Origin of the sequence: Streptomyces sp. NPDC059564, assembly GCF_042735575.1 — a bacterium.
Taxonomy (GTDB): domain Bacteria; phylum Actinomycetota; class Actinomycetes; order Streptomycetales; family Streptomycetaceae; genus Streptomyces.
The window spans coordinates 1-13130 of the sequence record NZ_JBHWBP010000210.1; the positions used below are offsets into that span (position 1 = coordinate 1).

Here is a 13130-nt window from a genome sequence, read left to right on the forward strand (position 1 = left end):
GGCGGGCGCGAGGGTGTAGGTCAGCGGGGGCAGGACCAGGGCGTCCAGCAGCCTCGGGAAGGCCCGGTAGTCGGCCAGGTTGCGTTCCGGTGCGGCGACGATGCGGCGCAGGGCCGGGTCGTCGTGGCCGGTGCGGTCGGCGAGGGCGTCGAGGGCGGCGTGCAGGGCCCCGTCGCGGCGTTCGAAGAAGTCCCGGAACAGGGCGGTGGCCGTCGCCGCGTCCGGGGCGCCGGTGGCGCGGGGTGCGACCCGGACGGCTTCCGGCAGGATGCGGTCGTGGCCGACGGGGTCCGGGACGGGGTGCCCGGCGAGGGCCCGCAGGAAGGTCGCGTCCGTGTAGGGCGCGACGGACGTGAGGGCCGCAGGGGCGAAGTCCCGGGTGAGCAGCTTCTCCACCAGGACGTCCTCGTCGACCCGGCCCAGGGGGCCCACGCGGCCCATGTCGAAACCGTCGTGCGTGTCGAGGGCGGTGGGGACCAGGTTCCGGCCGGGGAGCAGTTCGACGGCGGGGCCGACGGCCGCGGCCAGTACCGGGACCCCGTGGGCCAGGGCCTCCAGGACCACCCGGCCGAGGGTCTCCCGCGAGGCGGTGCTCGGGAACAGCAGCACGTCGACCGCGTCGAAGAAGGCGCCGAGTTCCTCCTGGGGGCGCACCCCCTCCATGCGCACCGCCTCGGGCGGCACGCCGTCCCGGAGCAGCGCGGCGTGCACCTCGGCGGTCTCCCAGCGGGGGTCGTTGGGCTTGCCCGCGCACACCAGGCTGACCGCGCCGCCCGACTCCCGGTGGCAGCGGGCGAACACCGACACGACCTGGTCGAAGTTCTTGGCCAGCGAGAGCGCTCCCAGATAGCCGATGCGCAGCGGTGTTCCGGGCAGCGGGAGGGGGCGTGCGGGCCTGCGCGGCAGCCGGTCGAGCATGGGGTAGGCCACGGCGGAGCCGGCGGGCGTCAACGACGGGAAGTTCCGCAGGAACAGCCGGCGCGTGTACTCGGTCGGGAAGAGTGCCAGGTCACCGTCCCTGACCAGCGGAGCGCACAGCTCCTCCTGCGCCCAGTAGCCCGACCAGAGCGCGGTGTGCGCCTCGCGGACGATCCGGAAGCGGCCGCCGTGGAGTGCGCGCCAGTGGTGGTAGAGGAAGGCGTACGGTCCCGAGCCGGCGTACACCACGTCGTCCTCGCCGAGTCCGGCGACGCAGCCCGGTCCCGAGGTCAGGTCGTGCAGGACGACGGAGCCGCGGCGGGCGAGGAGCCGCGACATCTCGCGGTGCATGAGGACCGCCCCGTCGACGATGCCCCGGGTGTCCGGGGCGCGGTAGTCATGCGTATGCAGCCGCATGGGCGGATCCCTCCGGGTTCTGCGCCAGCCGGGCGAGGCGCTCGCGCAGCAGGCCGGGGCTCATCGCGTGCAGCGGCAGCTGGTGGCGGTGGACGCGGGTGGCGATGTCCCGGCGTACGGCGTGCACCTCGACCGGGAGCAGGTGCTCCGCGCGCAGCCGTTCCCCGAAGCCGCCTCCGGCGCCGTTGTACTCGACGCTCAGGACTCGGCGGGCGCGCCCGAGGACGGCGAGGGTGGCGGGGTCGAGCCGGGGGGCGAGCGCGGCGCAGTGCAGGTGCGGCAGGCCGACGTCCCGGTTGGCGGCGGCGACGAGCACGCCCGCGTAGCCGAAGGTGACCACGGCGGCGTCGGGGGCCTCCCCGGGCGGGGTGAGCCAGACGCCGCCGTCTATGTCGGCGGAGCAGTCGAGGGCCGGGGGTTCGAACGCGGCGTCGATCATGCTGACGACGTGGGTGGTGGCCGGGTCGCGGGCGAGCCGGTCCAGGCAGGCGTGGAACTCGGCGGTGGTGACGGGCTCGTAGACGCGGGTGTGCAGCAGCAGGCCGAGCAGGTTGGTGGCGTTGTGGGCGCCGCCCCAGGCGCCCCAGCTGCGTCCGGCCAGGACGAGGAGGTTGCGGACGCTGGTGGTGGCCTCGGTGAGCATGCTCAGCGAGTCCATGTAGTACATGGCGTCGGTGGCCACGACCTTGGTGACGTGGTCGGGCAGGGACAGCGTCATGCCGACGGTGAGGGTCTCGGCGAGTCCCGTGTTCGTGTACGGGACGTGTCCGCCCAGCCCGAACCGGGCGGCCATGTCGGGGGTGAACACGGCGAGTTCGCCGTCGGCGCGTTCCCGGTGGGCGGCCAGCATGCGCCCGGCGGTCGAGGCGAACGACGGTACGGGCCGGACCGCCGGGGGCGGCTGCGCGGCGCCCGCCGGTTTGAAGCTGTGGTCGCCCTTGTGGGTGCGGCAGACGAGGGCGGCCGGGCCGGGGCGGGCGAGGAGCTCTCCGAGGGCCGCCTCGACGGCCCCGTCGTCGCGGCCGTCGACCTCCTCGACGGTCCCGAGATGGGCCGCCAGGTACGGGGTGTTGAGCGGCTTGGCCAGCGGTTCGATGCCCTTGCCGTTGGCGTCGACGACCAGGAGCAGGTTCGTCAGTCCCGCGTCGTGCGCGAAGCGCAGTGCCTCGAAGGCGGCGCCTTCGTGGAGTTCTCCGTCCCCTGCGAGGCAGACGACCTTGCGGTCCTCGCCGCGCCGGGTCAGGTCCCAGGCGAGGCTGACCGCCTGCGCGACGCCGACGCCGAGGCTGTAGCGCATGGTGGTGCGGAACCCGAGGTCGCGGTGGACGACGCCGGTCAGTCCGCCCTGGTGCAGGGTGGTGAGGGGCGCGAAGGGGAGCGAGCCGCGCACGTAGTGTTCGGCGTAGAAGGCCGGGGCGATGTGCCCGCGTCCGACGACCAGTTCGGCGGGCCCCGCGCCCTCGTCGCCCACCAGGCCGTGGGCGAAGCAGGCGCGGACCAGGGCGAGCGAGGAGAGGTTGCTCTGCAGGTTCCCGGAGCCCGCGATCTCGTGCATGCGCAGCAGGACTTCGGCGCTGTCCGTGTAGAGGCGTTCGGGGACCAGCGCGGCCACCTTCCGCAGGGCGTCCAGGAGGGGTTCGCCGTCGTGGCCGTGGAGCTCCAGTTCCGCCAGTTCCCCTTCGGTCACGCGCCGTTCGGCGTCGGTGAGGCGGGGCAGCGCCTCGCGGGCGGGTGCGGCGAAGCGCTCGTACAGGCCGTTCACCGGTCGGCTCCGCAGACCTCGTCGAGGGCCTCGCCGAGGATGCCGGTGATCTCGTCCACTTCTGCCGTGGTGGTGACGAACGCGGGGGCGAGGACCACCCAGTCGTCCTGGCCACGGATGATCAGGCCGCGGCGCAGGCAGGCCGAGGCGACCCGCTCGCCGAGGCGTTCGCCGCCGCCGGTCAGCTTGACCCCGTACAGCAGGCCCACGGCCCGGACGGTGCCGCGCCCGCCGGCGACCTCGCGGAGCCGGGCACCGGTGTGGGCGGCCAGTTCGCGGATCCGCTCCTCGTAGCCGCCCTCGCGGTACAGGGTGACGGCGGCGAGTCCGGCCGCGGCGGCCAGCGGGTTGGCGGCGTAGGTGTGGGACGGGGCGAAGGACACCGGTCCGCCGTGCTCGCCGAGCGGTTCGGCGATGCGTTCGGACATCAGTACGGCGGCCAGGGGCGCGTACCCGCCGGAGATGCCCTTGCCGACGCAGAGGATGTCGGGGGTCACGCCGAAGGTCTGGGCCGCGAAGGGCGCTCCGGTGCGGCCGAAGCCGGTGACGATCTCGTCGAAGACGAGCAGGACGTCGTGGCGGTCGCACACCTCCCGGATCCGGGCGAGGTAGTCGGCCGGCGGGATGGCCATGCCGCGCAGGTGGATGACGGGTTCCATGACGATCGCCGCCACCGAGTCGGGCCCCTCGGCCTCGATGGTCCGCTCGATCATGGCGGCGGCGAGGGCGCCCGACTTCTCCGGCGGCACGTCCCAGAAGGCCTCCAGGCAGTCCGGCGGCCACACGTGCACGACGCCCGGGAGCCCGGGCCCGAAGCGGGTGACGTCGGGCCGCCCGGTCAGGGAGAGGGAGCCGAAGGTGGCCCCGTGGTAGCCGTGGTAGTAGCTGAGGATCTTCACCTTGCCGGGGTTGCCCCGGGCATGGTGGTGCAGGCGGGCGAGGCGCATCGCGGCCTCGATGCTCTCCGAGCCGCCGTTGACCAGCTTGGCCGCCGTGATGCCCGGCGGCGCCAGGTCGACGAGGGCCTGGGCGAGGGCCAGCGCCGGGCGGTTGGTGCCGTGCAGGGGCGGGTTGAAGGGCAGGGTCCGTAACTGGTCCGTCACGGCGCTGACGATGGGCTCGCAGTCGTAGCCGAAGCAGGTCACGAAGACGCCGGAGAGGGCGTCCAGGTAGCTGCCGCCCGCGGCGTCGGAGAGGCGGATGCCCTTGCCGGATTCGAAGAGCAGCGCCTCGGACGAGTGCGGTACCTCGAAGCAGAACGCCGACAGGTCGGAGGGCCAGGACGAGAGGGGTCCGGTTGGTGTGGTGGTCACGTACGGCTCCTTCACGGAGAGGGGACGGGCAGGGTGGAGCGGGGCGCGGGCATGCCGAGGCGGCCCGTGCCGGGGGGAGATGGTCTGGGGCGGCGGGACTCGGGGGTCAGCGGGCCGCGGGGCCGGTGAGCAGCCCGTGGACGGCGAGTCTTCGCGCCGGGGACAGCAGCTCGAAGTACGCGAGCCACTGGGGGGTGAGGATGCCGCGGTCGAGGATGTCCTTGGCGATGTCCACGATGACCGGCAGCGAGTGCGCCATCAGGACGGGCATCAGCCGTTCCTCGTCGCCGGGCCGCAGCAGGCCGCGGCGGCGGCCGGAGCCCACGAAGCCGGCGAGGACGTCGCGGGCCGCGCCGGTGTCCGCGCCGCAGGCGAGCACCGCCGTGTCGGCGGTCCAGGCGAGGTCGAGCAGGCGGTCGGCGACGTGGAGGTTGTCGAAGTCGAGGACGGCCAGGACGCGGGGCGTGCCGCGCTCGGCGAGCAGGAAGTGGTGCACGTGCAGGTCGCCGTGGACGACGGCGGGCGGGGCGGCGGCTTCGGCCGGGAACGCCGCACCCTTCAACAGCGGTGCGGAGGCGGCCAGTTCACGCAGCACACGGGCGGCGGCGCGGTACCAGGGATCGCCGGCCTTCTGCTCGGCCTTGGGCAGGAGACGGTGCTCGGCGTCGTCCAGGGCGGCCGGCCAGTGCTCCTCCGCCACCATCAGCGGCAGGTGGACGGCGGCCAGCTCGTCGGCCACCGCGGAGGGCAGGCCGTCCAGCGCCGCGCGCAGGTCCAGGCCGGTGGCGACGATGGCGGCGGCCTGTTCGCGGCCGCCGCTCGCCTTCGCTCCGGGACACAGGGGCGACATCTCGCACAGGACTCCGTCGTGGCGGACGGCGGGACGGCCGTCGGCGGCCGGTACGACGGGCAGGACCGGCACCCCCTGCCGGGCGCAGTGGGCGAGGATCCGGTCCTTGAGCGGGTGGAACCGCCCGGGCCGCACGGCTTCGGAGTTCAGCTGCGCCTTGAACACGTGGTCGCCGGCGGCCGCCGCGACCCGCCACAGCCCGGCCGTATGCGTGAGCGGGGCCTCGCCCCCGACGGTCAGCGGGCTCAGCCGGGCCTCCCCCCACGCCTCGCCCCAGTGCGTGGCGAGGGCGTGGCGCACCCACTCCGCCGTTCCTGCCGGGGCGGCAAGGGTCATGGGATCTCCTGCCCTTCCTGTGACGTACGAGAAGCAAGAGGCCTATGGTCCTTTTGAGACAATTGACGTTCCTGCGGCAAATGGGCTTCCCGAGGCACTGTTCCCGAGGCGACTACGGCCTCGCTCACGATCCCCTCGAGCCCAACCGGAGCCGCCCTCAAATGGGTTGCGCGGAACCGACCGGGCACCAGCGCCCCTCCGCGACCGCCCGGGGAACCCACCCCTCCGCCCGGACCGGACACCACGCACGGGGTTCACTGCGACGGTTCCGCCGGCGACCACGGAGTCCAGGGCAGGGCCTCGCGCCAGCCCGGCCGGCCGAAGGCCCAGTCCTGAAGGACCGTGGCGACGGGTTCCACCGCGAACGGCCCGCCGTCGCTGGGCACCCAGGCCTGGAAGTGCCGGTCCGGGCCGCCCTCGCGGTATTCGACCTGGTAGCTCAGGTCGTCGTTCAGGTAGACCTGCATGTAGTACTGGTCGGCGGGTTCGAGGCCGAGGCGCTCGACGATGACGAATCGCCAGGTCAGGCTCATATCGGCCAGCAGATCGTGCAGTTGGTCCTCGGAGGGGTCGTCCCACCCCGTCCCGTCCCACTCGATCGCCCGCAGTGCTGGTGTCGGCATGCGGCCGACCCTACTCGCCGACCGCGCCGTGCCCCCGGCCACCTCGGCGGCGGACGGGGGCACGCCGAGTGCCGACGCGCGCTCGGCGACCACGTCGGAGTGGGCGCGGGCCGAGGTGACGACCTCGTCGAGCTGGAGGTGGACGGAGCGGAAGCGGGGGCCGACGACGTTCCAGTGGACCTGCTTGGCGACGAGCCAGGTCGATCAGGTCGACCAGCGCGCCTTGCAGCGCGGCCATCGACCAGAAGACGGTGCAAAATGCATGTTTTTCGGAATTCGAGGGGTCGGGAACCGTGAAGTCAGGCTGAACGGTTTCGTCGCAGAAAGGCCCCGAACGGCTGGAGCTCGGCCGGGGTGACCGCGTCGAGGGACCCGTCAACGCCGGGAGCCCGCCGTGATGCGGAAGCGCAGGCGGCAGATCACCGCGTCCGTGTCGCGGCGGACCGCGTGCGCGACGACGGAGCCCCGCTGGTTCTGCAGCAGCCGCTGCCACAGCCGGGCGGGCTCGGTCTCCGGGATGAGGACGGTGACGTGGGCGTCCGGATGCGTCTGCCCGAGCTCGCGTACGTACGCCGACACCGGGCGGCCCAGCGAACGCGCCTGCGACGACAGCTCGACCAGCTCGACGCCGGGATTCCACAACTCCCAGTCCCGGCGCAGGGCTTCGGCCGTCGCACGGTCCTCGGGCGCCGGGTGGGTCACGGTGACCGCGAGGACGTCGTCGCCCAGGGACCGGGCGGCGGTCAGCGCCTGACAGGTCAGCTTCGACAGACCGGACACGGGTACGACGACCAGTGAGCGGGACCGTCGCGGGACCTGCGGCACGGAGCCCAGCTCCAGGCGCTCCCCGATCTCGGCGTAAGCGCTGTGGATCTTCTCGAAGGCGAGCACGAGCAGGGGCAGGGCCAGGACGATCAGCCAGGCGCCCTCGGTGAACTTGGTGGCGGTCACGACGACCGCGGACACGCCGGTCAGCAGCGCGCCGAACCCGTTGAGCAGGGCCTTGCCGTGCCAGCCGGCGGGCCGTTCCCCGTACCAGTGACGGACCATGCCGACCTGGCAGATCGTGAAGCCGACGAACACTCCGATCGCGAAGAGCGGCACGAGGGTGTTGGTGTCGCCGCCGGAGAACACCAGGAGGGCGGCGGAAACCACCGCCAGCGCGAGGACGCCGTGCCGGTGGACCTGGCGGTCGGCCTTCAGGGCGAACAGGTGCGGGAGGTGGTTGTCCCGGGCGAGCAGGCTCATCAGCACGGGCAGCCCGGCGAAGGAGGTGTTCGCGGCGAGCGCGAGCAGCACCATGGTGGCGAACTGCACCACGTAGAAAGCCGCGTTGTGCCCGAAGGAGGCGTCCGCGAGCTGCGCGAGGACGGTGACGCCCTCGACGGGCTGGAGGTGGAAGCGGCCGATCAGGATGGACAGCCCGATCAGCATCACGCCGAGGAGGGCCCCGAGGGCGACCTCCGTGCGCTGTGCGCGACGGGCGGCCGGGGCGCGGAAGGAAGGCACCGCGTTGGCGACGGCTTCGACACCGGTCAGGGCCGAGCATCCCGCCGCGAAGGCCTTCAGCAGCAGGAGCGCGCCCACCGTGGTGGCGCCCTCGCCCAGCACCGAGGCGTGTCCGGCGGCGGAGGCCGTGCTGACCGGGCCGTCGCGGAACAGACCGACCGTGACCATCGCGAGGATCGACCCGACGAAGACGGCGGTGGGGACGAGGAAGGCCTTGGCCGAATCGACGACCCCGCGCAGGTTCACGGCCGTGACCAGCACCAGCACGCCGAGGCAGATCCACACCCGCTCGCCGTGCAGGCCGGGGAACGCCGAGGTCAGGGCCGCCACGCCGGCGGTCACCGAGACGGCCACGTTCAGTACGTAGTCCAGCACCAGGGAGGCCGCGGCCACCAGGCTGGTCCGCCGCCCCAGGTGCCGCTTGGCGACCGCGTACGAGCCGCCGCCGTCCGGGAACGCCGCGATGACCTGCCGGTACGAGGCCACGAGCACGGCGAGCAGCGCGGCGATGGCCAGGGTGACGGGCAGCGTGAACCCCATGCCGTAGGCGCCGGCCGCCGCCAGCACCAGCACGATCGACTCCGGCCCGTACGCCACCGAGGCCATCGCGTCCAGGGACAGTGCGGCCAGCCCCTGCACCGCGGTCAGCTTGTGCCGCTCCTCCGCGTCCGGCGCCGCGGTGGCGCCGGTATCGGGGGGTTCCTCCTGGCCCAGGCCCCGGGCGGCCGTGGTGGGTTCTCCTGCGTGTATGGCCATGTCGCCGTTCCTCCGAGTGGGCAAAGTGAGGACAGCGTCCGAAGGGCACGGCCGGAAGACCAGGGGTCTTGGCGTGATCCATACGCCCGCAGCGCCACTCTTCACGCGCTCCTGACGCCGGGGCGGGAGTCGTACGGGGTGCGTCAAGACCTCGACAGCGGCCGCGCGCCCCGCGCCGGAGGGGGTCACGCTGGTGGTGGGCGGCACGAACCCGCCGGCCCCATCGGACCCAGGACCCGGGGCCGAGGACCCGCACCGTCCCAGCTCGTCCCGTCCCGTCCCGTCCCGTCCGGACAGGAGGCACCACATGTCCGGGTACCGGCTCCACGACCGCGCGGCCCTGCTCGCGGCCCTCGTGGCCCCCTTCCTCGTGGCGCTCGCCCTCGTGCCCTTCCGCACGGGCCTCTCCGCGACCAACGAAGCCCTGATCATGGTCGTCGTGGTGGTCGCCGTCGCCGCCACGGGCACGCGGGCCGCCGGAGCGCGGGCCGCGCTCTCGGCGGCCGCCTGGTACGACTTCTTCCTGACCAGGCCCTACCAGCAGTTCGCCATCTCCGACGGCGACGAGGTCCAGACCGCGATCCTCCTGCTGGTCGTCGGACTGATCGTCTCCCAGCTGGCGGTACGCGCCCGCCGGCTCCGCACGGTCGTGGTCAACGACACCGCCTACCTGTCGGGCCTCCAGGCCACCGCCCGCCTCGCCGAGAGCGGCGGCAGCACGCAGGAAGTGGTCGAGCGCGTCCGCCGGGAGCTCGTCGGGCTGCTGGGGCTGCGGGGCTGCCGCTTCGAGTACGGCGCCCTGCTCGGTCACCTGCCCCGACTGGAGCACGACGGCGCCATCTGGCTGCGCCAGGGCACGCGGATCACGCAGTACGCCGAGTGGCCCGAGGACGAGACCGAGCTGCGCATCGTCGGCGGCGGCCACTACTACGGCCGCTTCCTCCTCGACCCGCGCCCGGGCCCCCTGCCGCCCGAGGAGGCGCGCCTCGTGGCCGTCGCGATGGCCGCACAGGCCGGGGCCGCCCTGGACACGTCCGGGCTCTCCCACTAGGGCTGACCGGGGCCGCCGACAGGCCCGGGGCGCAAGGATGGCGTTAAGAGACCCCCCGCGCCCGTATGGAGCCCGTCAAGGCGTCTTAACACCGGGGTGAAGACACGGTTGTCTCGAGATCGGCCAGCTGGCCGATTCATTACTTCCCTCTTCATCCAGGAGCTCACGGTGGCCGATCTGGCCTTCGTCGTCACCACGGTCGCGATCTTCGCGCTGGTGGCTCTCATCGCCCGGGGGGTGACCAAGCTGTGAACGTCGAAAACATCGTCGGCCTCGTCGTGGCCGTCTCCCTGCTCGGATACCTCGTCCTCGCCCTCGTGTACCCGGAGAGGTTCTGAGCACTGTCATGAGCCCCGTAACCGCTGGTGTGCTCCAGCTGCTCGCACTCCTCGCCGCGCTCGCGCTGGCCTACCGCCCCCTCGGCGACTACATGGCCCGCGTCTACTCCTCCGAGAAGCACTACGAACCGGAGAAGTGGATCTACAAGGCGATCGGCGCCGACCCCAACGCCGAGATGCGCTGGCCCGCCTACCTGCGCGGTGTCCTGGCCTTCTCCGCGGTCGGCGTCCTGTTCCTCTACGGCTTGCAGCGCCTCCAGGGCGTCCTGCCCGGCTCGCTGGGCTTCGCGTCGATCGACCCGGACCAGGCCTTCAACACGGCCGCGTCGTTCGTGGCGAACACCAACTGGCAGTCGTACGCCGGTGAGCAGGCCATGGGCCACGTGGTGCAGACCGGCGGCCTGGCGGTGCAGAACTTCGTCTCCGCCGCCGTCGGCATGGCCGTGGCAGTGGCCCTCGTACGGGGCTTCGCGCGCTCCCGGACCGGTGAGCTCGGCAACTTCTGGTCCGACCTGGTCCGCGGCACCGTCCGCATCCTGCTCCCCCTCTCCGTACTCGGCGCGCTCGTACTCGTCGCATGCGGGGCGATCCAGAACTTCTCCGGCATCCACGAGGTCGGCCAGTTCCTCGGCGGCACCCAGCAGTGGAACGGCGGCGCCGTCGCCTCGCAGGAGGTCATCAAGGAACTCGGCACGAACGGCGGCGGCTACTTCAACGCCAACTCCGCCCACCCCTTCGAGAACCCGACCCCCTTCTCGAACCTCTTCGAGATCTTCCTCATCCTCGTCATCCCGTTCGCGCTGACGCGGACGTTCGGCCGGATGGTGGGGAACCTGCGGCAGGGTTACGCGATCCTGGCGACGATGGCGGTCATCTGGCTCGGTTTCACGGCCCTGATGATGTGGACCGAATTCGCTCACCACGGCCCGGCGTTGCAGGCCGCGGGCGGGGCGATGGAGGGCAAGGAGACCCGCTTCGGCATCGGCGCCTCCTCCATCTTCTCGGTCGCCACCACCCTGACCTCGACCGGCGCGGTGAACTCCTTCCACTCGTCGTACACGGGTCTGGGCGGCGGGATCCAACTGCTGGGCATGCAGCTCGGCGAGATCGCCCCCGGCGGCGTCGGCTCCGGCCTCTACGGCATGCTGATCATGGCGATCATCGCGGTGTTCATCGCGGGCCTGATGGTCGGCCGGACCCCCGAATACCTGGGCAAGAAGATCAGCACCCGCCAGATCAAGCTCGCCGCCTGCTACATCCTCATCACCCCGGCGCTGGTGCTGTGCTTCACCGCCGCCGCGATGGCCCTGCCCACCCCGGCCCACTCCATGGCCAACGGCGGCGCGCACGGCTTCTCGGAGATCCTCTACGCCTACACCTCGGGCGCCAACAACAACGGCTCCGCGTTCGCGGGCCTGAACGCCGACACGCAGTGGTTCAACAGCACCATCGGCATCGCCATGCTGCTGGGCCGCTTCCTGCCCATGGTGTTCGTCCTCGCGCTGGCCGGCTCCCTCGCCGAACAGCAGCCCGTCCCCGAGACGGCAGGCACCCTGCGCACCGACAAGCCGCTCTACGCGGGCCTGCTGGTCGGCACGATCCTCATCATCACCGGACTCACCTACTTCCCGGCCCTGGCGCTGGGTCCGCTCGCCGAAGGGCTCGCATCATGAGCACCGCCACACCCACGAGGGCTCCGCACCAGGACGTGCCCACCGCCCACAAGCCGGGCGCCGGGCGCGTGGGCAGCGGCCTCTTCGACGCCAGGCAGCTGCTGAAGTCCTTCCCGGACGCCGTCCGCAAGCTCGACCCGCGCGTCATGATCAAGTCCCCGGTCATGTTCGTGGTCCTGGTCGGCTCGGTCGTCACCACCGGCCTGGCCCTGAAGGACCCGACCGACTGGTTCGGCTGGGCGATCACCGCCTGGCTGTGGCTCACCACGATCTTCGCGAACCTCGCGGAGGCCGTGGCCGAGGGCCGAGGCAAGGCCCAGGCCGACACCCTGCGCAAGGCCAAGACCGACTCCGTCGCCCGCCGCCTGACCCAGGACGGCAAGGGCGAGGAGCAGGTCCCGGGCACCGAGCTGAAGATCGGCGACCTGGTGGTCTGCGAGGCGGGCGACATCATCCCCGGCGACGGTGACGTCGTCGAGGGCGTCGCGTCGGTCGACGAGTCCGCCATCACGGGCGAGTCCGCCCCGGTGATCCGCGAGTCGGGCGGCGACCGCTCGGCCGTGACGGGCGGTACGAAGGTCCTCTCCGACCGGATCATCGTCAAGATCACCACCAAGCCCGGCGAGACCTTCATCGACCGCATGATCGCCCTGGTGGAGGGCGCGGCCCGGCAGAAGACGCCGAACGAGATCGCGCTGAACATCCTGCTCGCGTCCCTCACGATCGTCTTTCTGCTCGCCGTCGTCACGCTCCAGCCGTTCGCGATCTACGCGGGCGCCAAGCAGTCCATGATCGTCCTGACGGCGCTGCTGGTCTGCCTGATTCCGACCACCATCGGTGCGCTGCTCTCCGCGATCGGCATCGCAGGCATGGACCGGCTCGTCCAGCGCAACGTCCTGGCCATGTCCGGCCGCGCCGTCGAGGCCGCAGGGGACGTGTCGACGCTGCTGCTCGACAAGACCGGCACCATCACCCTCGGCAACCGCCAGGCGTCCGAGTTCGTCCCGGTCAAGGGCACGACCGAGGCGGAGCTGGCGGACGCCGCCCAGCTGTCGTCCCTCGCGGACGAGACCCCCGAGGGCCGTTCCATCGTGGTCCTCGCGAAGGAGAAGTACGGGCTGCGCGAGCGCCACCAGGGCGAGCTGTCGCAGGCCGAATGGATCGCCTTCACCGCCCAGACCCGTATGTCGGGTGTGGACGTGGACGGCAAGCGGACCCGCAAGGGCGCGGCCGGGTCCGTCATCACCTGGGTCAAGGAGCAGGGCGGCCATGTCTCCGACGACGCGGACCTCCTCGCCAACCGGATCTCCGAGGCCGGCGGCACGCCCCTCCTCGTCGCCGTCAACGACGACAAGGGCGCCCGCGTCCTCGGTGTCATCCACCTCAAGGACGTCGTCAAGGAGGGCATGCGCGAGCGGTTCGACGAGCTGCGCCGCATGGGCATCAAGACGGTCATGATCACGGGTGACAACCCGCTGACCGCGAAGGCCATCGCCGAGGAGGCCGGTGTCGACGACTTCCTCGCGGAGGCCACCCCCGAGGACAAGATGGCCCTCATCAAGCGGGAACAGGCGGGCGGCAAGC

11 protein-coding genes and 1 pseudogene are annotated in these 13130 nt (G+C 72.2%); 5 read left to right on the forward strand and 7 right to left on the reverse strand.

Annotated features, from left to right (window positions below):
* From ACFV0Q_RS27925 to ACFV0Q_RS27955, 7 genes and pseudogenes are all read right to left on the reverse strand, one after another.
* Nucleotides 1-1335, reverse strand: a 1335-nt coding sequence (locus tag ACFV0Q_RS27925) for a glycosyltransferase (protein WP_385009123.1), incomplete at its 3' end; no start/stop codon positions are given.
* Nucleotides 1316-3097: a 1-deoxy-D-xylulose-5-phosphate synthase N-terminal domain-containing protein gene (locus ACFV0Q_RS27930; RefSeq protein WP_385009124.1), complete on the reverse strand. Its 1782-nt coding sequence runs from the start codon at nucleotides 3095-3097 to the stop codon at nucleotides 1316-1318. The genes ACFV0Q_RS27930 and ACFV0Q_RS27925, both read right to left, overlap by 20 nt.
* Entirely contained in the window at nucleotides 3094-4410 is a 1317-nt protein-coding gene (locus tag ACFV0Q_RS27935) for an aspartate aminotransferase family protein (RefSeq protein ID WP_385009125.1), read from the reverse strand. Before ACFV0Q_RS27935 ends, ACFV0Q_RS27930 begins: the two co-directional genes overlap by 4 nt.
* Nucleotides 4411-4516: 106 nt before the next feature.
* The gene (locus ACFV0Q_RS27940) at nucleotides 4517-5596 is read right to left on the reverse strand and encodes a phosphotransferase (protein ID WP_385009126.1); all 1080 of its coding nucleotides are present in this window, start codon (nucleotides 5594-5596) and stop codon (nucleotides 4517-4519) included.
* Nucleotides 5597-5850: 254 nt separating this feature from the next.
* A complete protein-coding gene (locus tag ACFV0Q_RS27945; protein WP_385009132.1) occupies nucleotides 5851-6219 on the reverse strand; it encodes a hypothetical protein in 369 nt (122 codons plus the stop codon).
* Nucleotides 6220-6272: 53 nt separating this feature from the next.
* Nucleotides 6273-6457, reverse strand: a pseudogene (locus ACFV0Q_RS27950) (Dps family protein); the annotation flags it as partial.
* Nucleotides 6458-6594: 137 nt separating this feature from the next.
* Nucleotides 6595-8484 (reverse strand): APC family permease, encoded by a 1890-nt coding sequence (locus ACFV0Q_RS27955; RefSeq protein WP_385009127.1) that lies wholly within the window; start codon nucleotides 8482-8484, stop codon nucleotides 6595-6597.
* Between the two features lie 307 nt (nucleotides 8485-8791).
* On the opposite strand from ACFV0Q_RS27955, the gene ACFV0Q_RS27960 reads away from it, so the two are divergent.
* The 5 genes from ACFV0Q_RS27960 to kdpB form a co-directional block, all read left to right on the forward strand.
* Nucleotides 8792-9535 carry a DUF4118 domain-containing protein gene (locus tag ACFV0Q_RS27960; protein ID WP_385009128.1) on the forward strand — a complete coding sequence of 248 codons (744 nt, stop codon included), beginning with the start codon at nucleotides 8792-8794 and terminating at the stop codon, nucleotides 9533-9535.
* A gap of 96 nt (nucleotides 9536-9631) precedes the next feature.
* On the forward strand, nucleotides 9632-9787 hold the full coding sequence (locus ACFV0Q_RS27965) for a hypothetical protein (RefSeq protein WP_385009129.1): 156 nt from the start codon (nucleotides 9632-9634) through the stop codon (nucleotides 9785-9787).
* Nucleotides 9784-9873 (forward strand): K(+)-transporting ATPase subunit F, encoded by a 90-nt coding sequence (kdpF, locus tag ACFV0Q_RS27970; RefSeq protein ID WP_136227956.1) that lies wholly within the window; start codon nucleotides 9784-9786, stop codon nucleotides 9871-9873. Before ACFV0Q_RS27965 ends, kdpF begins: the two co-directional genes overlap by 4 nt.
* An 8-nt stretch (nucleotides 9874-9881) precedes the next feature.
* Nucleotides 9882-11546, forward strand: coding sequence for a potassium-transporting ATPase subunit KdpA (kdpA, locus tag ACFV0Q_RS27975; RefSeq protein ID WP_385009130.1), 1665 nt, complete (start codon nucleotides 9882-9884; stop codon nucleotides 11544-11546).
* Nucleotides 11543-13130, forward strand: a 1588-nt coding sequence (gene kdpB / locus ACFV0Q_RS27980; RefSeq protein ID WP_385009131.1) for a potassium-transporting ATPase subunit KdpB, incomplete at its 3' end; no start/stop codon positions are given. The genes kdpA and kdpB, both read left to right, overlap by 4 nt.